This is a genomic window from Streptosporangium roseum DSM 43021 (assembly GCF_000024865.1).
Taxonomy (GTDB): Bacteria; Actinomycetota; Actinomycetes; order Streptosporangiales; family Streptosporangiaceae; genus Streptosporangium; species Streptosporangium roseum.
Genome location: NC_013595.1, coordinates 9,451,186 through 9,470,354, shown reverse-complemented (window position 1 = coordinate 9,470,354; position 19,169 = coordinate 9,451,186). Strand labels below are relative to the sequence as shown.

Sequence of the window (19,169 nt, the reverse complement as noted above, 5' to 3'; positions counted from 1 at the left end):
TGTGAAGTCGACTCGAGTGCGTGTCATCGTGGCGGTCGCCGCCGCGGGTGTCGCGCTGACCGCCTGCTCTCCGACGCAGGCCGGCGCCGCCGCGGTGGTGGGCGGTGACCGGATCAGCTCCAACGAGCTGGACGGCAACGTCCGGGAGTTCGAGGCCGCGCTGGCGAAGGCCAACGTCTCCGTGGCGGATCTGAAGTTCCCCGGCAGCCTTCCGCAGGTCGTGCTCTTCCAGCTCGCCACCGCCAAGCAGTACACCAAGGTGGCCGAGAGCAAGGGCGTCACGGTCACCGACGCGGAGATCGATCAGGTGATCGCGGCGACCGGCGGCCAGGCCCAGCACGAGCAGCAGATGCTCCAGCAGGCCGTGGCGCCCTCGCAGTCGCGCGACTTCACCAGGGCGAAGCTGCTGATGACCAAGCTCATGGCCAAGTACGGCGGCGGCAGCGACCAGGCCGCCCTCCAGCGGGGCCAGGAGCAGGCCATCAAGGACCTGGCGAGCGTGAAGATCACCTGGAACCCCCGTTACGGGCAGATCAACGCGCAGCCGAGCCAGGAGCAGCCGAACATCTTCCTCGACAACGGCCGTTTCGGCGCGGGCCCCGCCGCGGCGCCGCAGCAGTAGCCTCGACGGCATGCCCCTGATCGTCGTCACCACCTCGTCCCGGGTCGCCCCGGGGCTGCTCAGCCGCCGCGCCTGGCAGGTCCTTGAGGATGGTCCGGTGCGCACCGGGTCGGCGGACCATCCGCACCTGCCCTACCTCGCCGACGCGGGGATCGCCGTCGAGGTCGTGACGCCGGATCCGGCCGCCCTGGTCCGGGAGGCGTGTGAGGGGACCGTCGTGTGGCTGGAGGCCGACGAGGCGCTCATGCGCTCCATCGGCTACGCGGCCGTGGCGCTTGAGGACCCGCCGGTGATCGAGGTCGTCCCCGGCTCCTACGACCTGCCGGGGGCACGGCTGCTCGACCTGGTCGCGGTGATGGACCGGCTCCGGACCGGCTGCCCGTGGGACGCCGGTCAGACCCACGAGTCGCTGGTGCCGTACCTCCTCGAAGAGGCCTACGAGGTGCTGGAGACCATCGAGGAGGGCGATTACGCCGCCCTGCGCGAGGAGCTGGGCGACCTGCTGCTCCAGGTGGTCTTCCACGCGCGGGTCGCCCATGACCGCGCCGACGGTTTCGACATCGACGACGTGGCCGACGGGATCGTCTCCAAGCTGGTCCGCCGCCACCCGCACGTGTTCGCCGACACCCGGGTCGAGGGCGCCGAGGAGGTCAGCGACAACTGGGAGACCATCAAGGCGGCCGAGCGCGCGGCCAAGAACGGCGGCGACTCGGGGTCGGTCGTGGACGGCGTCCCGATGGGCCAGCCCGCTCTCTCCCTCGCGGCCCAGCTCCTGCGCCGCGCCGAGCGCGCCGGGGCTCCCGCCGTCCTCCCCGCCGAGCCCTCCGCCGGCGACCTGGGGGCACGGCTGTTCGAGCTCGTACGGCAGGCGCACGTGGCCGGTCTCGATCCGGAGGCCGAGCTGCGCGCCACCGCCCGCCTCTACCGCGACCGGGTCCGTGCGTGGGAGGCCGGGGACGCCTGAGGGCCGGTCAGGTCAGGCGCCCGCTCACGAACTGCATGAGCCCGTAGGTCTTCTGACGCACCCCGGAGAAGCCGAGCCGGGCGAGGGCGCCGGTCACCTCGCGGTCGCCGAACATGCGGACCCCCGAGACCGCGCCGGCCACGTCGTTGACCGGGCCGGCCAGCGGCAGCCGCCGGGTGGTCAGGAGGGCGATACGGCCGCCGGGCCTGAGCACCCGGGCCATGCCCGCGAGGGCCTCGAAGGGCCGGTCGAACAGGTAGAGCGCGGCCAGGCAGCACACCGCGTCGAAGCTCGCGGGCCGGAAGGGCAGGTCCACGGCGTCCCCGCGGACGTAACCGATGTGTCCCGCCGGGGTGTCGCGGACCGCGCGGGCGAGCATCGTCGCCGAGGCGTCGATCCCCACGACCAGCCCGTCGTCGACGTCGCGGGCCAGGGCCCGCGTGATGTTGCCCGGACCGCAGGCCACGTCCAGCACCAGGTCGGCGGGCCCCAGGGCGAGCATCGCGCGGACCAGCGCCTCCTCCTGCCCGGTGTCCGGCCCGAGCGGGCCCTTCATCGCCCCGATCAGCGCGGGCCGCCAGAACCGCTCGTAGATCCTCGGCAGGAACCCCGAACGCATGAGCCGCTGTGCCGGAGACCCGGCGGGGGACTTCTCCCCGAGGAGGTCGAGATATCCGGCATCGGAGGTGGGCTCCGGCAGGACCGGGATCAGCAGTTCACGGATCCGGTCGAGCGCTGCGAGATCGCGCATGCCTCCGATTGGAACACACGACCCGCCCGGAGGGGATGGCGGCCGCCGTACCGGCAAGTAGGCATCGGTAGGCTTCTGAGGCAAACTGTCCTGCGACTTTAGGAGCGCTTCGTGGCTTCCATCGAGGGCGTCACCGCCCGCGAGATCCTTGACTCCAGGGGCAACCCGACGATCGAGGTCGACATCCTGCTGGACGACGGCAGCGAAGCTCGCGCCGCGGTTCCGAGCGGCGCGTCCACCGGCCAGTTCGAGGCCGTGGAGTTGCGCGACGGCGATGAGCGCTACGGCGGCAAGGGTGTGGAGAAGGCCGTTCTCGGCGTGACCGACGAGATCGCCGACGAGATCCTCGGGTTCGACGCCGCCGAGCAGCGCAGCATCGACCAGGTCATGATCGACCTGGACGGCACGCCGAACAAGGCCCGTCTGGGTGCCAACGCCATTTTGGGTGTCTCCCTCGCCGTGGCCAAGGCCGCCGCGGAGAGCGCCGAGCTGCCGCTGTTCCGCTACCTCGGCGGCCCGAACGCGCACGTGCTGCCGGTTCCGATGATGAACATCGTCAACGGTGGCGCGCACGCCGACACCAACGTGGACATCCAGGAGTTCATGATCGCGCCGATCGGCGCCGAGTCGTTCCGCGAGGCCGTGCGGATGGGGACCGAGGTCTACCACGCGCTCAAGGCCGTGCTGAAGGAGAAGGGCTACGCCACCGGCCTGGGCGACGAGGGCGGCTTCGCGCCGAACCTGCCGTCCAACCGCGACGCGCTGGACCTGATCCTGGTCGCCATCGAGAAGGCCGGCTACGTGCCCGGCGAGGACATCGGCCTGGCCCTCGACGCGGCCGCCTCGGAGTTCTACAAGGACGGCCTCTACACCATCGACGGCAAGGGCCTGTCCGCCGCCGAGCTGATCGCCTTCTACGAGGACCTGGTCGCGAACTACCCGCTGGTCTCCATCGAGGACCCGCTGGACGAGAGCGACTGGGAGGGCTGGAACGCTCTCACCAGGGCGATCGGCGACAAGGTCCAGCTCGTCGGCGACGACCTGTTCGTGACCAACCCCGAGCGGCTGTCCCGCGGCATCGCCGAGGGCACCGCCAACGCGCTGCTGGTCAAGGTCAACCAGATCGGCACCCTGACCGAGACCCTCGACGCCGTGGACCTGGCCCACCGCAACGGCTACCGCTGCATGATGAGCCACCGCTCCGGCGAGACCGAGGACACCACGATCGCCGACCTCGCCGTGGCCACCAACTGCGGCCAGATCAAGACCGGCGCCCCGGCCCGCTCCGACCGCGTGGCCAAGTACAACCAGCTTCTGCGCATCGAGGAGCTTCTCGACGACGCCGCCCGCTACGCGGGTCGCGCGGCGTTCCCGAGGTTCCAGCGGTAGTTTCGCACGGTACGGCTTGCGCCCGATTTGGTCGGGCACAAGCCGTACCGCGCCGGAGACCGCCCGGTGCCCGGTTCCGTGCCGGGGCGCGGGGAGGTCGCCGGTGGCGTCCGTGCCGTGGCGCGGGAGGGCCGCCGGGCCGGGAGACCGGGCCGGCGTGCGTGGCACGGCAGGGAGCACAGACGGGAGAGGGTGCATGGCGAAACGGCCGCAGTTGACCGGACGGGCGGCGATCCTCGCGATCCTGGTGTGCGCGATCGCCATGAGCCTCGCCTACCCGGTGCGGGAGTACATCGCGCAGCGCCGCCAGATCTCCCAGCTCCAGCAGCAGCAGGTCAAGGAGCTTGAGGCCATCAAGGCCCTCGACGACCGGCACAAGCAGCTCCAGGACCCCGGCTACATCAAGCGGCAGGCCAGGGAGCGGCTTTTCTACTGCGACCCCGGGCACAAGTGCTACGTCGTCATGGGCAGGGAGCGCTCGGAGGGCAAGGGCACGACGGGGGAGAAGAAGGTCGTCAGGCCGCCGTGGTACCAGACGCTCTGGGAGTCGGTTGAGGCCGCCGACACCGGGAAGGGCCAGAAGGCGGCCGGGGGCGCGGGATGACCCCGATAACCTGGGTGCCGTCTTCTCAGGGGGTGTCACGGATGGTGGATGATCGCGATGTGGCGGCGGTGGAGCGGCAGCTCGGCCGGACGCCACGGGGGCTGCGGGCGGTGGCGCACCGCTGTCCGTGCGGGCTGCCCGACGTGGTGGAGACCGCGCCCCGGCTGCCCGACGGATCGCCGTTCCCGACGCTGTACTACCTGACCTGCCCGAAGGCGGCCTCGGCCATCGGCACGCTGGAGACCTCCGGGATGATGCGGGCCATGCAGGCCAGGCTCGCCGAGGATCCCGCCCTGGCCCAGGCCTACCAGGCCGCCCACGACGACTACATCGCGCGCCGTGACAAGGCCGCCGCGGAGGACGGCCTGGAGCCGCTGCCCAGGGACATGCAGAGCACCGGGGGCATGCCCGCCAGGGTCAAGTGCCTGCACGCCCTGGTCGGGCACGAGCTGGCGGTCCCCGGCAGCAACCCCTTCGGCCGCGAGGCCCTCGACGCGCTCGGTGAGTGGTGGGCCGACGGGCCCTGCTGCTCCGTCGCGGAGACCGGGGCCGAGACCCGGCAGGGCGAGGAGGCGTCCCCGGCCGGGGGCGCCGGAGGGGCGGCCGTGACCGCGATCACCGAAGAGGAGAGCAAGTGACCCGCGTCGCCGCCATCGACTGTGGCACCAATTCCGTCCGTCTGCTCATCGCGGACATCGAGGCCGACACCCTGACCGACGTCGAGCGGCGGATGGAGATCGTCCGGCTCGGCCAGGGAGTGGACAAGACCGGCAGACTGGCTCCGGAGGCTCTGGAGCGCACCTTCGGCGCGATGCGCGGCTACGCCAAGCTCATCGACCAGCACGGTGCCTCCGCGGTCCGTGTGGTGGCCACCAGCGCCACCAGGGACGCCGCCAACCGGCAGGACTTCGTGGACGGCGTGCGCGAGATCTTCGGCGTGGAGCCCGAGGTGATCACGGGCGCCGAGGAGGCGGAGCTGTCGTTCACCGGCGCCACCCGCGACCTGGTACGGCTCTCGCCCGAGACCGGCCTGCCCACCCCCGACGGCACCCGCCCGCCGTACCTGGTGGTCGACATCGGCGGTGGTTCCACCGAGTTCGTGCTCGGCTCCACGCATGTGGAGGCCGCGCTGTCGGTCGACATCGGCTGCGTCCGGCTGACCGAGCGGCACCTGCGCGACGCGGGCGCCCCGCCGCCGGCCGAGGTGCTGGAGGCCGTGGTCGCGGACATCGACGAGGCGCTCGACCGGGTCGCCCAGGAGGTCGCGGTGGAGCGGGCGCTCACATTGGTCGGCCTCGCCGGCTCTGTCACCACCGTTGCGGGAATAGCGCTTGACCTGCCCGGATATGACCCGGATAAAATTCACCACTCACGGATTGCGGTAAATCAGGTCCGTGAGGTTTCCGAACGACTGCTGGCGATGACCCACGATGAACGGGCGGCCATTCCCGTCATGCATCCCGGCCGGGTCGACGTGATCGGCGCGGGGGCGCTGATTCTGGACCGGATTATGGAACGGTTCGGTTTCACCGATGTTGTTGTCAGTGAACACGACATTTTGGATGGAATCGCCTGGTCCGTGTCTAAACCTTAACAACATCTGGACATTTCATATGCTGAGGGAGTATTGAGGGACCCTTCCGTTTTATGGTTAGGTAAAGAAGCTTTAGCGAGGCTTTGCCGTGGGGCCCGGCACAGCTGGTGTCGGGGCGGCAACCGTCTCCGGAGCGCACTTTCGTTCCTAACGAAACGGAGCATCCCCTCATGTCCGGACTAGCTCGTAAGCTAGCCGCCGTAGGAGCCAGCACGGCCATGCTGGCGACGATGGCGGCAGGACTTCTGGCCACGCCCGCAGCGGCGGCCAGCGGTTCCACCACCCAGGCGGGGAAGACGGCTTCCTCCTCCTCCGCCACGCCGAGGCCCGCGGTCTCGGTGAGCAAGACGAAGGCCTCCCCCTCCCACTCCGACGAGTGCCCCACCCGGGTGACGTTCTCCTCGCGGATCAAGGTGAAGGCCTACGGGGGCAAGACCACCGTGGCCTACCGCTGGCTGCGCGGGAACGGCTCCAAGAGCGCGGTCAAGACCGTCGTGCTCAAGGGCAAGGGCGTCAAGTACGTCACGGCGAAGGAGTCCTCGACCTTCAAGGGCGGCGACCTCAAGGGCTGGCAGGCGCTGCAGGTTCTGGCGCCGCGCAAGGTCACCTCCGCCAAGGGCTACTTCAAGGTCTCCTGCGGTGACGAGGGTGACGACGACAAGTACGTCGTCAACACCCACACCGTCGGAGCCCAGGCGTGGGTCGACGAGCGCAACTGTGAGGCGACCCTCATCGGCCGCATCACCGCCTCCGGCACGCGCTGGGTGCGCTACCAGTGGGTCGTCAACGGCCGCGTCGTCGACCGGGACGCCGTGCGCGTCTACGGCTCGCGCAAGGTCTACCACGTGATCAGGCCGCACGAGAGCCTGCGTGGCTGGGCGGTCCTGCAGATCCTGAGCCCGGGGGACGCCTCCTCCAACCGCGCCTACTTCAAGATCTGGTGCCGGGACTCGTCGCCGAAGGTCTCGGCCTCCGTCAACGCCCCCTCGAACTACGAGGGCGACTGCCCGGTCACCCGCACCTTCACCGGCACGATCAGTGCCTCGCACGGTCGTGGCGAGGTCAAGTACCGCTGGATCCGTGACGGTGTCGCGGGCGGCTGGCAGAGCGTCTACTTCGACGGCCGTGGCTACGGTCACCAGAGCCGCAGCGTGAGCGACTCCTGGACCGCCTCGGCGTCCGGGACCAGCAGGCGCTCGATCGAGATCTACGGCGGCCCGACCAGCGGCACCGTCGAGGGCAAGGTCACCTGCAAGGCCGCCCCGCCGGCGTCGAAGGCCTGGATCCAGGCCGGCACGTCGGTCAAGCAGGTCGAGGCCGGCTGCCCGGCGGGCTCGGTCACCGGCACCGGCAGCATCTACGCCACCGGTCCGATCAAGGTCACCGTCACCTGGAGCCTCAACGGCTCCGTCGTGAAGTCCGAGGACCTGGAGTTCACCTCGGAGGGCACCAAGTCCGTCTCCTTCACCAGCGCGTCGGACGGCCTCAAGGCCGGCAACGCCAGGCTGGGGATCGTCGGCGGCGGCTCGACGACCCTGGACTACGAGGCGGTCTGCGTCAAGGCCACTGACAAGTCCGCTGAGGCCAAGGACGCCTGACACCGAGTCTCGTCCTGACTGAAACAGGCGGCGCCCGCACCCAGCGGGCGCCGCTTTTCGCTGTCCGGGGCCGGGGCCCTCTCCGCGCGGTCCTTTCCGTGCGGGCCGGGGTCCTCCCCGTGCGGTCCTTTCCGTGCGGTCCCGGGCTCTCTCCGCGCGGGTCTTTCCGCGCGCGAGCCGGAGCTCTCTCCACGCGGGCCGGGGTCCTCCCCGTGCAGAGACCGGGGCGGGCCCGGCCTCCCGGCACATCGACCTCGTCCGATCGGGCACCATCGAGGTCATGACCCATGTTCCTCCCGGATCCGGCTGCTGGCCGGACGACCCCGCCCGGCCGGACACCCCCGTGGCCCACGACCCCGCCGAGGTGGGCGAGCTCGCGGGCGCGAGCCGTACCCTCGCCGAACTCACGGCCCGGCAGTCGGTCTGCCGGGCCTGCCCGCGCCTGGTGGAGTGGCGCGAGGAGGTCGCGACGGTCAAGCGGCGGGCCTTCGCCGGGGAGACCTACTGGGGGCGGCCCATCGCGGGGTGGGGGGATGAGAGGCCGGAGGTCCTCATCGTCGGGCTGGCCCCGGCCGCGCACGGGGGCAACCGGACCGGCCGCATCTTCACCGGGGACCGCAGCGGGGACTGGCTGTTCGGCTCGCTCCACCGGACAGGTCTGGCCGCGCAGGAGACCAGCGTCCGCGCGGGCGACGGGCAGCGGCTCATCGGCGCGCGCATGGTGGCCGCCGTCCGGTGCGCCCCGCCGGCCAACAAGCCCGAGCCGTCGGAGCGGGCCGCCTGCTTCCCGTGGCTGTCCCGGGAGGTCGCGCTGGTCGCCGGCAGCGTGCGCGTGGTGGTCGCGCTGGGAGGCTTCGCCTGGCAGGCCGTCTGGCCCGCGCTGAAGGACGCCGGATACGACCTGCCGCGCCCCAGGCCGCCCTTCGGGCACGGCGCCGAGGTGGAGATCTCACGTGACGGGACTCCGGTCCGGCTTCTCGGGTGCTACCACCCGAGCCAGCAGAACACTTTCACCGGCCGGGTGACCGCCGAGATGCTTGACCAGGTCTTCACCAGGGCAAACGTCCTTCGTCACTTGTGAACTCGATCACAAAGGTAATATTGACCGAATTTTTGGGGAGAAGGGAGATAGTTCCTCCCGATTTGGGAAAAAGTCGCGCAAATTACCTGGAGGGCGCATGGCGCGACCGGCGGGGTGGACGTATGCTTGTGAAAGCTTTCACAAAGCCTTGGACCTAAGGATGGCGCCGAAGTGAACCGCAACTCCAAGCACATCGTGGTCGTCGGTGGGGGCTACGTCGGTCTCTACACCGTGCTGCGCCTGCAGCACACGCTCCGCAAGGAACTGCGCGAGGGCAGCGTGCGCATCACCGTCCTCACTCCCGAATCCCACATGACCTACCAGCCCTTCCTTCCCGAGGCGGCGGCCGGAAACCTCTCGCCCCGGCACGTAGTGGTCCCGCTCCGCCGGGTGCTGAAGAGGGCGACGATCCTCAACGGCAAGGTCTCCAAGGTCAACCACGCGACCAAGACGGTCGCCTTCGAGCCGAACGTCGGCACGCCGCACGAGATCGGCTACGACATCGTGGTCATGGCCGCCGGCTCGATCTCCCGCACCCTCCCCATCCCAGGCCTCGCCGACGCCGCGATCGGCTTCAAGACGATCGGCGAGTCGATCGCGCTCCGCAACCGGGTGCTCGAACTCCTCGACCGGGCCGAGTCCGACGACGACGCGGGCCTGCGCCGCAGGGCGCTGACGTTCGTCGTGATCGGCGGCGGCTTCGCGGGCGTCGAGGCGCTCGCCGAGCTGGAGGACATGGCCGTCGACGCCGTCCGCTACTACCGCAACATCTCCCGCGAGGACATGCGCTGGGTCCTCGTCGAGGCGACCGACCGCATCCTGCCCGAGGTCGGCCCCGAGATGGGCAAGTGGACCGCCGAGCAGCTCCGCGAGCGGGGCATCGAGGTCAAGATGAACACCCGCCTGGACTCCTGCGAGGGCGGTCTGGTCAAGCTCTCCGACGGTGAGGAGTTCGAGTCGGCGACCATCGTGTGGACCGCCGGCGTCAAGCCCAGCCCGGTCGTCAACGCCGGCGACCTGCCGCTGGACGAGCGTGGCCGGATCAAGACGACCACCCGCCTGACCGTCGCCGGAGTCGACGACGCCTTCTCCGCCGGCGACGTGGCCGGAGTGCCCGACGTGACCAACCCGGGCCAGTACTGCGCGCCCAACGCCCAGCACGCCGTACGGCAGGCCAAGGTCCTCGCCGACAACATCACCCACCTGCTCCACGGAGAGGAACTGGTCGACTACCGGCACAAGTACGTCGGATCGGTCGCCGGCCTGGGCCTCCACAAGGGCGTCGCCAACGTCTACGGGGTCAAGCTTCGCGGATTGCCTGCGTGGTTCATGCACCGCACCTACCATCTGTCGCGGGTGCCTACTCTCAACCGCAAGGTCCGTGTGATGGCGGACTGGACCTTGGCGCTGTTCTTCAAGCGGGAGACCGTCTCACTCGGAGAGATCGAGGCGCCGCGCACGGAGTTCCGCAAGGCCGCGACGTACTGAGTCCCGGGCACCCGCAGGTGGGAAACTGCTGGGTTCTCGTCAGGGTTTGTTGCTGATCGTCATGCTCGTCCCTTGAGCCCCAGCCCAAGCCGGGAGGGGGTGGGGGGTGGACCTGTCTGCGATCACCGTGCTGGGAGTTGACAGACCGGGAACGATCGCCGAGGTGACCGCGGTGCTCGCCGGGTGTGGCGCGAACGTCGAGGATTCGGCGATGACGCTGCTCGGCGGCCATGTTGCGATGATGCTGCTGGTCTCCGGCCGGTTGCCGCCGGCCTCGGCCTTCCCCGGGGTGGCGGTCACCGTGACCGGCGTCGAGTCCCGCCGTGACGCCGGCCGCGACCCGGACGGCCTCGGCTACGTGCTGACGCTCCACGGTCCCGACCGTCCCGGCATCATCTCCGCGGTCAGCGCGGTGCTCGCCGGAGCCGGGGGCGACATCACCGGCATGACGTCCCGTCTCTGCGGCCGGCTGTACGTCCTGATCGCGGACGTACGGCTGCCGGAGGCGGTGGACGTGGCCGAGCTGATGTGCCGCCTGGCCGCGGTGGGCGCCGACCTCGGCTCCGAGATCACCTTCCGCCCGGCCGAGCCGGACGTGCTGTGATGGGCGCGCCCGTGTCCGGGACCCCCCGTGAGCTGATCGCCGCCCCGCATCCCGTGCTGACCGCCCGGGCGCGCGCCGTGGACCCCGCCGACCCCCGGGTCGTCGTCGCGGCGGCCGACCTCCTCGCCACCATGCGCCGGGCACGGCACTGCACGGGCCTGGCCGCCCCCCAGATAGGCCTGGACTGGCGGCTGCTCTCCGTCGACGTCTCCCTCCATCCCGGCGCCCGTTCCTGCGCCGGGGAGCTGGTCGTGGCGAATCCCCGGCTGGTCGCCGCCTCCCGCTGGGAACCCGCCCGCGAGGGCTGCCTGTCCGTCCCCGGCCTGACCGGTGACGTCCTGCGCGCGACCCGCATCACCGTCCGGGGCGAACGCCCCGGTACCGGCGCTCCCGTCACCATCGACGCCGACGCCTTCGAGGCCCGCTGCATCCAGCACCAGCTCGACCATCTCGACGGCGTGCTGTTCCTGGACCGCGTCACCCGCGCCTGGGCGGTCCGCCGAGTGGAACCGGCCGGGGAGTAAGCATTTTCGCGGTTTTCGTGATTACCTGAGGCCTTTGTTTCTTAAGTCTGTTTTCTTGTCGATGTTCCGTGGTGGACCACACGGCGACCAGCCGTTGACGTCAGGGGTGCCGTCGCGCCGGATCGGCTATGCCCAAAGGCTTCAGGGGCATCGCCGGTCACATGTTCGTGTGACGCATGATACGAAGTTGTGCTCCTCGGATGAGTGGTCCGTTACGTATGATTACGGCGTCCCCGTAGCCCAACGGCAGAGGCAAACCCCTTAAAAGGGTTCGAGTGAGGGTTCGAGTCCCTCCGGGGGCACTGTGCGCTCACACGGCGAACGGCCCGTGACCGGCAACGCGGTCACGGGCCGTCCGTCTCCCGGGGCCGGGCCGAGACGGGGCGATCCGAGACGGGGCGCTGGAGGCGGCCCGGCGGGTTCCCGGTGCACGGGCCGTGATACCCGTGTGAGAGACGGGAACCCGACGGGAAGGTCGTTCGTTGGATCGTTCGGCGGTAGCCGTACGGCCACATGGATGAGACAGACATGGATATCAACACGATACGGCCGTGTGACAACCGATCTAATACGCTGATCGCGTAGGTCGCAGCGTGGAGGCAGCGATGGAGAGTAAGAACCCCGTATTCAGTCGGCAGTCCAGCGGGAACCAGCAGGCATGGGGAGCGCCGACCCCCACCCCTGACCAGCTTCAGGGGATGTACGACAGGCCGGCGTACGCGCCCCCCGCGCAGCGGACCATGACGATCGACGACGTGGTGGTGCGCGGGTTCATCACGCTGGGGACGCTGGTCGTCTCCGCGGCGGTGGCCTGGGCGCTCAACCTCGGCACGGCGGCTCTGCTCGTCGGTGTGATCGCTGGTCTCGTCCTCGGCCTGATCGTCTCGTTCAAGCAGAGCACGAACCCGGTGCTGATCCTCGGATACGCCGTCTCCTACGGCGTGGCCATCGGCGTGATCAGCCACATGTACAACAACCTGTACAACGGCATCGTCTTCCAGGCGGTGGTCGGCACGGCTCTGGCCTTCGCCGCCATGCTCGCCGTGTACTCGCTGCGGATCATCCGTGTCACACCGAAGTTCACCAAGTTCGTCGTGGCGGCGGGTCTGGGCCTGATGGGCCTCATGCTCGTCAACTGGGTCGCGACCTTCTTCATCGCCGACGGCATCGGCATCCGCTCGGGCGGCCCGCTGGCCTACGTGTTCAGCATCGCCGCGATCCTGATCGGCTGCTTCTTCCTGCTGCTCGACTTCGACGCGGTCGAGCAGGGCGTGCGCGCCGGCGCCCCGGCGAAGTACTCCTGGCTGATGGCCTTCGGCCTGACGGTCACCCTGGTCTGGATCTATCTGGAGATCCTGCGTCTGCTGAGCTACTTCTCCAGCAGCGACTAGGCATGGCTGAAAACCCCCGCCGGAGCATCTCCGGCGGGGGTTTCTTCTTGCCTGGGGTGGGCAAGCCGATGAACGAGAAGCCACCAATGAGCGACGCATCATCACGGATGACCAGCTAGTGAGGGCTTGCTATCTGCGGACTCGTGATGCACTGTCGAGCAAAGGAGCCCTATCCGTGGAGGTGCCCATGTCGTTGAACCACTCACTGGAGACGCAGAGCAAGCTGATCGCAAGGGTCCCGGATATCACAGGACGCGCCCTCCCAGAGTGGTTCAAAGCCATCGACAACGGCCCGTCGTTCCTGCGCTGTGACGAGCGGGCCAACTGGCTCGCCGACGAGCACGGGCTGACCCACGGCTACGCGGCCGCCATCGTGCACGAGCACGAGCGCCACCGCCGTAGCCGCTACCTGTAAGCCGTCTATCTTCGCGGGGCCCGCACCTTCCGTCCGGTGGTGCGGGCCTTCGCACGCGAAGCCATGATCGTGGCATGCGTGACGGCGCCCTGACTTCTCCACCCTCCGGAGCCTCTCGTCCGAGGTGGGTGACGGCCGAGCCCTGACCGTTTCGGACGGCGAAACCCCCGAGAGAAGGCGATTCGTCCGCCGGATAAAACACGGCAGCACCCTCACCGGCCATGATGGTGCCATGGATCTCGACAAGGCACGTAACTTCATCCGCGACAACCACCGCGCGGTCCTGCTTACCCGGCACGCCGACGGGCGGCCGCAGATGTCCCCCGTCACCGTCGGGCTGGACGGCGAGGGGCATGCGATCGTCAGCACCCGGGAGACCGCCGCGAAGGTCCGCAACCTCCGCAGGGATCCCCAGGTGGCGCTCTGCGTGACGACTGACGCCTTCTACGGCGAGTGGATCCAGATCGAGGGCACCGCGGAGATCGTCTCGCTGCCCGAGGCGATGGAACCGCTGGTGAACTACTACCGTGACATCTCCGGCGAGCATCCCGACTGGGACGACTACCGCGCGGCCATGGAGCGGGACCGGCGGGTGATCCTGAGGGTCGAGCTCACCCGTGCCGGCCCCGACGTCCACGGATGACTAGCTGAGGCGCTCCAGGACCATGGCCATGCCCTGACCGCCGCCCACGCACATGGTCTCCAGGCCGATCGACCGGTCGTGGAACCGGAGGCTGTTGATCAGCGTGGAGGTGATCCGGGCACCGGTCATGCCGAACGGGTGGCCCACCGCGATGGCGCCGCCGTTGACGTTGAGCCGGTCGAGGTCGATGCCGAGATCCTGGTAGGACGGGATGACCTGGGCGGCGAAGGCCTCGTTGATCTCGACGAGGTCCACGTCGCCGATCGACATGCCCGCCCGCGCCAGGGCCTGCCTGGAGGCCTCGACCGGGCCCAGGCCCATGATCTCGGGGGACAGGCCCGTCACGCCGGTGGAGACGATCCGGGCGAGGGGGGTGATGCCCAGCTCGGCGGCCCTGGTGTCGCTCATCACGATCACCGCGGCGGCGCCGTCGTTCAGCGCGCAGCAGTTGCCGGCGGTGACCGTCCCGTCCGGCCGGAAGACCGGCTTGAGCTGCGAGACCGCGTCGTAGGTGGTGCCCGCGCGGGGACCGTCGTCCTTGCTGACCACGGTCCCGTCGGGCAGGGTGACCGGGGTGATGTCGGTCTCCCAGAAGCCGTTGGCGATCGCCTTCTCGGCCAGGTTCTGGGACCGGACGCCGAACTCGTCCTGTTCCTGGCGGGAGACGCCCTTCAACCCGGCGAGGTTCTCCGCGGTCTGGCCCATCGCGATGTAGACGTCGGGCACGGTGCCGTCCTCGCGCGGGTCGTGCCAGACCTCGCCGCCGCCCTCGGCGGCCTTGGCCGAACGGCCGCGGGCCTCGTCGAACAGCGTGTTCTGCGTGTCGGGCAGCGAGTCGGAGTTGCCCTTGGCGAAGCGGGAGACGCACTCCACGCCCGCCGAGACGAACACGTCGCCCTCGCCCGCCCTGATCGCGTGCAGCGCCATCCTGGTGGTCTGCAGCGAGGACGAGCAGTAGCGGGTGACGGTGGTGCCGGGCACGGTGTCCAGCCCGAGCAGCGTGGAGACCACGCGGGCCATGTTGAACCCCTGCTCGCCGCCCGGCAGGCCGCAGCCCAGCATCAGGTCGTCGATGCCGGTGGGGTCGAGCTGGGGGACCTTGGCCAGCGCGGCCTTGATCATCTGTGCGGTCAGGTCGTCGGGACGGATGTCCTTGAGGGATCCCTTGAAGGCGCGTCCGATCGGCGAGCGCGCGGTTGCGACGATGACTGCCTCGGGCATGTGGCTCTCCTGGGTTGGTTGGCTGCTCCTCATGCGGAGGTTACCGCGCAGTAGCGCGGATGCCACGACCCGGGGCGAGATGAAACAGAACTTTGTACGGCGCGCACAAGGGCCCTGCCCGGAGACGGGCCCCTGCCGTGCCCGGGTCAGCGCCGTGCCTGGGTCAGCGCCGTGCCCGGGTCAGCCGTACATGCCCGGAGAGGTGCCGGTGCCGTCCTTGATCCCGTGCAGGCCGCCCCGCTCGTCGCGCCATGTCCGCCAGCCGTCCTGGCCGCCGGTGAACCAGGCGGGCGGGGCGTCGGAGCCGGCGACCTTCCTGCCGTCGGCCAGCTCGAACTCGCACAGCGAGGCGACCGAGTAGAAGCCCGGACTCTGGCCCTTGATCGGGAGGGGCTTGGGGTCGGTGACGCAGAAGGACCAGCCCCGCTCGCCCTTGATCTCGGCGTTCCGGCCGGTGGTCAGGTCGAAGGCGCTGCCGGGCTTGCCGTGCTTGAGGAAGCCGAGCTTCTCCATCCGGTCGGGGAAGGCCAGCCACCAGCCCGAGTCGGGGACCTGGGTGGCGGGGATCTGGCCGAGGACCCGGCCGCTCTCGGCGTCCAGCCGGGCGAAGCCGCCGTACTGGCCCTGCTGGTCGACCGGGCGGACCACCGGCGCGAAGCCTGGGCTGCCGCTGGGGTAGACGCGCACGACCGAGGGGCGTATCCAGTTGACCGTGCCGTCGGCGAGCTTCAGGGAGAACAGGCCGAAGGCGGAGACCTTCTTCGTCTCCGGGTTGGTGTAGGGGGCGACGTAGCCGATGAGGTTGTCGGCCGTCGCGCCGAACGACCAGCCGCCCGACATGTCGACCCCCGCGCCGAGGGGCTGCTCGACCGGCAGCCGCCAGCCGGCCTTGCCGGTCTTCAGGTCGTAGGACTCCAGGACCGGGTGCCGGGCCAGGCGCAGGAACACGACGCGGGAGGCGTCGGACCACTCGACCTCGGCGATGCCGGGGAGCTTCCACATCAGCTCGCCGGTGGCGGGGTCGAGCACGACGACCCGCGCCGTGGCCAGGGCGGTCTGTTCGGACATGCACACGAACGCCCCGCACCTCTGCGGGCCGAACGTGGAGTGCACCGGGCGGGTCCACTTCTGGGCCCCGGTCCTCGCGTCGCGCGCGATGAGCGTGGCGTTCCACCGGCCCTGCCTGGTCGGGTCGACCGCCACCGCGACGGCCTGCCCCTCGCCGGTCTCGATGATCGCCGGAGCCGGGACCCCCATCCCCGGCAGGCGGCCCGCCATCGTCGCGGGATGGGCCCACAGCTTCTTGCCCGAGGCGAGGTCGAGGGCCACTGTCTCCAGTGCGCCGTCGGGCTTCATGGAGGTCGTCATGGCCACGCCACCGGCGGCGGTGGTGCGGCTGACCGCGTTCACCTCGGCGTTGTGCCAGGTGGGATGGGCCGGTGTGGCCGCTTCACTGCCGGAGCAGCCAGCCAGGGCCAGGGCTCCGGCGAGCACCAGGGCCGGTTTCGCGTGAGGCCAGATCACGGGCATTCCACTCCAATGGGGGCGAGACGTCACGACTTCGCCGCGGAGGGTAACCGTGTTCAGGCATCGTGAGGCGGCGCCCCGGGCCTCCGGCGGAACATCGTCACCCAACGTCCGTGGGGTCCGGTTGCTCGGCCGGCGACACGAGTCGCGGACACCTCGGTGCCGGGTTCCTCCGCGGCCATAGCCGCCGCGAGGTAGATCGACTCACTGCGCTGGCGCCGTGGTTCGGGCCACAGTCCCAGCGCACTGCCTACAGAAGGTAGCACCGCGTAAGCAACCTGTAGATAACCTTGGACAGATGGATGGAAACGATCCGGTCCGAACATTTCACCCGGGTTTGCAGTGAATTCCTCCCCCAGGAGGTCGGCGAAGGCCACCGTCCGCCCGCCCGCCTCGACCACGGCCACCGTCTGCGCGGCGGCGAGCTGACGGCTCCAGCGCCGGGTCACCCAGCGCAGCGGCTGCACGATCGGCCGGACCGTGCCGAGGTCGGGGCAGGTGCCCACGACCACCTCGGCCCCGGCCTCGCGCAGCCGCCGCACCGCCTTCTGCAGATGCCGTACGGCCTGCGCGGGCAGCGTCTGCGTGGTGACGTCGTTGGCGCCGATGAAGATGACCGCGACCTCGGGCATGGCGTCGAGCGCCAGGTCCACCTGGTCGGCGAGCTCGACGGAGGCCGCCCCGGACTTGCCGAGCACGGTCAGGCGCACCGGACGCTCGGCGACGACGGACAGGCCCGAGGCGATCAGCACGGCCGGGGTCTCCGCGGGGTCGTTGGTGCCCAGGCCGACCGAGGTGGAGTCGCCGAGCATGACCATCCGGATCGGCTCGCCGTCGAAGTCGCCGTAGACCCCGTCCGAGGGAGGCCCCTCCATGCCGTGCGGGCGGCCGACGATCCGGCGGGCCAGCAGGGCCTCGGCCAGCAGCAGCCCGTAGGTGGCCGCTCCGAGCGCGGTGATCCCGCCTCCGCCCACGGCCGCGGCGGCCGCGATGCGCCGGGCGGTCCGTACCGCCCCCGGTGTCCAGGTCACGTGGCGTTGCTCCCTCGATACGGCGCGGCGGTAGCGTTGCCTTGAAAAGTAACCGAGTCCCGTCCACCCCCAGGGGACCCGGGCGTTCAACACAACAAGCTGACAAAGCTTTGGTATTTCGAGGTGATCATCCGGTGCGCGTACATGATTCACTCGTGGAGCTGATAGGCAACACTCCACTCGTCCGGCTGCACAAGGTGACGGCGGGGCTGCCGGCTCAAGTGCTGGCCAAGGTGGAGTATTTCAACCCGGGCGGCTCGGTGAAAGACCGGATCGCGGTGCGGATGATCGATGCCGCCGAGAAGTCGGGCGCGCTGCGCCCCGGCGGCACGATCGTGGAGCCCACGTCGGGCAACACCGGGGTCGGGCTGGCCATCGTGGCCCAGCAGCGGGGCTACAAGTGCCTGTTCGTGGTGCCCGACAAGGTCGCCCAGGACAAGATCGCGGTCTTGCGCGCCTACGGTGCGGAGGTCGTGGTCTGCCCGACGGCGGTCTCTCCCGACCACCCGAGTTCCTACTACTCCGTCTCCGACCGGCTGGCCCGGGAGACTCCGAACGCCTGGAAGCCGGACCAGTACTCCAACCCGAACAACCCCGACAGCCACTACCACTCCACCGGCCCGGAGATCTGGGAGCAGACCGAGGGCCGGCTCACCCACTTCGTGGCGGGCGTCGGCACGGGCGGCACCATCAGCGGTATCGGTCGCTACCTCAAGGAGGTCTCCGACGGCCGGGTGAAGATCATCGGAGCGGACCCGGAGGGCTCGGTCTACTCCGGCGGCAGCGGACGGCCCTACCTGGTGGAGGGCGTCGGCGAGGACATCTGGCCGGCCACCTACGACACCACGATCTGCGACGAGATCATCGCCGTCTCCGACAAGGACTCCTTCGGCATGACCCGTCGCCTGGCCCGCGAGGAGGCGCTGCTGGTGGGCGGCTCCTGCGGCATGGCGGCGGTCGCGGCACTGCGCGTGGCCAAGCAGGCCGGCCCGGACGACGTGGTCGTGGTGCTGCTGCCCGACGGCGGCCGGGGCTACCTGTCGAAGATCTTCAACGACGACTGGATGGCCGACTACGGCTTCCTGACCACCTCCAGCGACGAGGGCCTGGTCAAGGACGTGCTGACCCGCAAGGGATCCGGCATGCCGGAGTTCGTGCACACCCACCCGCACGAGTCGGTGGACACGGCCATCTCCATCATGCGGGAGTACGGCGTCTCGCAGCTCCCGGTGATGAAGGAGGAGCCGCCGGTCATGGCCGCCGAGGTGGTCGGCTCGATCCTGGAGCGCGACCTGCTCGACGCCCTCTACCGCGGCCGGGTGCGGCCGAACGACCCGCTGGCCGACCACATGTCCCAGCCGCTGCCTATGATCGGTGCGGGGGAGCCGGTCTCCATCGCGGTCGAGGCGCTGGAGAAGGCCGACGCCGCGGTCGTCCTCGACGACGGCAAACCCGTCGGACTGGTCACCCGTCAGGACCTGCTGGCCTTCCTCGCCAACCACTAGCCGCCCCCCTCACCGGCCGCCGGTCGAAAGGCCGGATGGCCGGGAGGCCGGGAGGACAGGAGGTTGGGAGGCCGGCGGCCGGAAGGTCGGTCGGCCGGACAGTCGGAGGGTCGGTGGGCCGGACAGTCGGAAGGCCGGTGGGCCGGACAGCCGGAGGGTCGGTGGGCCGGACAGCCGGAAGGCCGGACAGCCGGAAGTCGGAAGGTCAGAGGCCGGA

At 70.0% G+C, this 19,169-nt stretch carries 19 protein-coding genes and 1 tRNA gene; 16 read left to right on the top strand and 4 right to left on the bottom strand.

The features are described 5' to 3' along the window. Position 1: 1 nt before the first annotated feature. Together SROS_RS41480 and SROS_RS41475 are read left to right on the top strand one after the other, a co-directional pair. Entirely contained in the window at positions 2 to 622 is a 621-nt protein-coding gene (locus SROS_RS41480) for a SurA N-terminal domain-containing protein (RefSeq protein ID WP_012894955.1), read from the top strand. 10 nt (positions 623 to 632) lie between these two features. Then, a complete protein-coding gene (locus SROS_RS41475; RefSeq protein ID WP_012894954.1) occupies positions 633 to 1,586 on the top strand; it encodes a nucleoside triphosphate pyrophosphohydrolase in 954 nt (317 codons plus the stop codon). Positions 1,587 to 1,593: 7 nt separating this feature from the next. On the opposite strand, the gene SROS_RS41470 is transcribed toward SROS_RS41475, so the two are convergent. Next, on the bottom strand, positions 1,594 to 2,337 hold the full coding sequence (locus tag SROS_RS41470; protein ID WP_012894953.1) for a class I SAM-dependent methyltransferase: 744 nt from the start codon (positions 2,335 to 2,337) through the stop codon (positions 1,594 to 1,596). A 111-nt stretch (positions 2,338 to 2,448) separates the two neighbouring features. Between SROS_RS41470 and eno the strand changes: the two genes are divergently transcribed. From eno to SROS_RS41405, 13 genes are all read left to right on the top strand, one after another. Next, positions 2,449 to 3,726: a phosphopyruvate hydratase gene (gene eno, locus SROS_RS41465; RefSeq protein WP_012894952.1), complete on the top strand. Its 1,278-nt coding sequence runs from the start codon at positions 2,449 to 2,451 to the stop codon at positions 3,724 to 3,726. 196 nt (positions 3,727 to 3,922) lie between these two features. Further along, positions 3,923 to 4,330 (top strand): septum formation initiator family protein, encoded by a 408-nt coding sequence (locus SROS_RS41460; RefSeq protein ID WP_043654021.1) that lies wholly within the window; start codon positions 3,923 to 3,925, stop codon positions 4,328 to 4,330. Between the two features lie 41 nt (positions 4,331 to 4,371). After that, a complete protein-coding gene (locus tag SROS_RS41455; RefSeq protein WP_174435275.1) occupies positions 4,372 to 4,968 on the top strand; it encodes a DUF501 domain-containing protein in 597 nt (198 codons plus the stop codon). Continuing rightward, positions 4,965 to 5,924 carry a Ppx/GppA phosphatase family protein gene (locus SROS_RS41450; protein ID WP_012894949.1) on the top strand — a complete coding sequence of 320 codons (960 nt, stop codon included), beginning with the start codon at positions 4,965 to 4,967 and terminating at the stop codon, positions 5,922 to 5,924. Before SROS_RS41455 ends, SROS_RS41450 begins: the two co-directional genes overlap by 4 nt. Positions 5,925 to 6,154: 230 nt before the next feature. Further along, positions 6,155 to 7,522, top strand: coding sequence for a hypothetical protein (locus SROS_RS41445; RefSeq protein WP_148269381.1), 1,368 nt, complete (start codon positions 6,155 to 6,157; stop codon positions 7,520 to 7,522). A 280-nt stretch (positions 7,523 to 7,802) separates the two neighbouring features. Then, positions 7,803 to 8,603 (top strand): uracil-DNA glycosylase, encoded by an 801-nt coding sequence (locus SROS_RS41440; protein WP_012894947.1) that lies wholly within the window; start codon positions 7,803 to 7,805, stop codon positions 8,601 to 8,603. 171 nt (positions 8,604 to 8,774) lie between these two features. Next, complete coding sequence (locus SROS_RS41435) at positions 8,775 to 10,091, top strand: NAD(P)/FAD-dependent oxidoreductase (RefSeq protein WP_012894946.1); 1,317 nt, start codon at positions 8,775 to 8,777, stop codon at positions 10,089 to 10,091. A gap of 106 nt (positions 10,092 to 10,197) precedes the next feature. After that, positions 10,198 to 10,695, top strand: a complete 498-nt coding sequence (locus SROS_RS41430) for a glycine cleavage system transcriptional repressor (protein WP_012894945.1) — start codon at positions 10,198 to 10,200, stop codon at positions 10,693 to 10,695. A gap of 11 nt (positions 10,696 to 10,706) precedes the next feature. Then, positions 10,707 to 11,219: a peptide deformylase gene (gene def / locus SROS_RS41425; RefSeq protein WP_218919765.1), complete on the top strand. Its 513-nt coding sequence runs from the start codon at positions 10,707 to 10,709 to the stop codon at positions 11,217 to 11,219. Between the two features lie 229 nt (positions 11,220 to 11,448). Then, a tRNA-Leu gene (locus SROS_RS41420) sits at positions 11,449 to 11,521 on the top strand. A gap of 303 nt (positions 11,522 to 11,824) precedes the next feature. Next, positions 11,825 to 12,610 carry a Bax inhibitor-1/YccA family protein gene (locus SROS_RS41415; protein WP_012894943.1) on the top strand — a complete coding sequence of 262 codons (786 nt, stop codon included), beginning with the start codon at positions 11,825 to 11,827 and terminating at the stop codon, positions 12,608 to 12,610. 187 nt (positions 12,611 to 12,797) lie between these two features. Further along, entirely contained in the window at positions 12,798 to 13,025 is a 228-nt protein-coding gene (locus tag SROS_RS41410) for a DUF4287 domain-containing protein (protein WP_012894942.1), read from the top strand. A 232-nt stretch (positions 13,026 to 13,257) separates the two neighbouring features. Beyond that, complete coding sequence (locus tag SROS_RS41405; protein ID WP_012894941.1) at positions 13,258 to 13,668, top strand: PPOX class F420-dependent oxidoreductase; 411 nt, start codon at positions 13,258 to 13,260, stop codon at positions 13,666 to 13,668. Here SROS_RS41405 and SROS_RS41400 read toward each other — a convergent pair whose 3' ends face one another. The 3 genes from SROS_RS41400 to SROS_RS41390 all read right to left on the bottom strand — a co-directional run bounded on the left by SROS_RS41400 (position 13,669) and on the right by SROS_RS41390 (position 17,447). Further along, positions 13,669 to 14,889 carry an acetyl-CoA C-acetyltransferase gene (locus SROS_RS41400; protein ID WP_012894940.1) on the bottom strand — a complete coding sequence of 407 codons (1,221 nt, stop codon included), beginning with the start codon at positions 14,887 to 14,889 and terminating at the stop codon, positions 13,669 to 13,671. Positions 14,890 to 15,069: 180 nt separating this feature from the next. After that, a complete protein-coding gene (locus SROS_RS41395) occupies positions 15,070 to 16,419 on the bottom strand; it encodes an outer membrane protein assembly factor BamB family protein (protein WP_012894939.1) in 1,350 nt (449 codons plus the stop codon). 53 nt (positions 16,420 to 16,472) lie between these two features. Beyond that, the gene (locus SROS_RS41390; RefSeq protein ID WP_012894938.1) at positions 16,473 to 17,447 is read right to left on the bottom strand and encodes an SGNH/GDSL hydrolase family protein; all 975 of its coding nucleotides are present in this window, start codon (positions 17,445 to 17,447) and stop codon (positions 16,473 to 16,475) included. Positions 17,448 to 17,581: 134 nt separating this feature from the next. Between SROS_RS41390 and SROS_RS41385 the strand changes: the two genes are divergently transcribed. Further along, positions 17,582 to 18,952 carry a cystathionine beta-synthase gene (locus SROS_RS41385; protein ID WP_012894937.1) on the top strand — a complete coding sequence of 457 codons (1,371 nt, stop codon included), beginning with the start codon at positions 17,582 to 17,584 and terminating at the stop codon, positions 18,950 to 18,952. Positions 18,953 to 19,169 lie beyond the last annotated feature (217 nt).

Bases quoted from the DNA above. Each gene is read 5' to 3' on its own strand.
- SROS_RS41475 (WP_012894954.1), top strand. From the start codon at position 633: ATGCCCCTGATCGTCGTCACCACCTCGTCCCGGGTCGCCCCGGGGCTG.
- SROS_RS41470 (WP_012894953.1), bottom strand. From the start codon at position 2,337: ATGCGCGATCTCGCAGCGCTCGACCGGATCCGTGAACTGCTGATCCCG.
- SROS_RS41460 (WP_043654021.1), top strand. From the start codon at position 3,923: ATGGCGAAACGGCCGCAGTTGACCGGACGGGCGGCGATCCTCGCGATC.
- SROS_RS41455 (WP_174435275.1), top strand. From the start codon at position 4,372: ATGGTGGATGATCGCGATGTGGCGGCGGTGGAGCGGCAGCTCGGCCGG.
- SROS_RS41445 (WP_148269381.1), top strand. From the start codon at position 6,155: ATGGCGGCAGGACTTCTGGCCACGCCCGCAGCGGCGGCCAGCGGTTCC.
- SROS_RS41440 (WP_012894947.1), top strand. From the start codon at position 7,803: ATGACCCATGTTCCTCCCGGATCCGGCTGCTGGCCGGACGACCCCGCC.
- SROS_RS41415 (WP_012894943.1), top strand. From the start codon at position 11,825: ATGGAGAGTAAGAACCCCGTATTCAGTCGGCAGTCCAGCGGGAACCAG.
- SROS_RS41410 (WP_012894942.1), top strand. From the start codon at position 12,798: ATGTCGTTGAACCACTCACTGGAGACGCAGAGCAAGCTGATCGCAAGG.
- SROS_RS41405 (WP_012894941.1), top strand. From the start codon at position 13,258: ATGGATCTCGACAAGGCACGTAACTTCATCCGCGACAACCACCGCGCG.
- SROS_RS41400 (WP_012894940.1), bottom strand. From the start codon at position 14,889: ATGCCCGAGGCAGTCATCGTCGCAACCGCGCGCTCGCCGATCGGACGC.
- SROS_RS41395 (WP_012894939.1), bottom strand. From the start codon at position 16,419: ATGCCCGTGATCTGGCCTCACGCGAAACCGGCCCTGGTGCTCGCCGGA.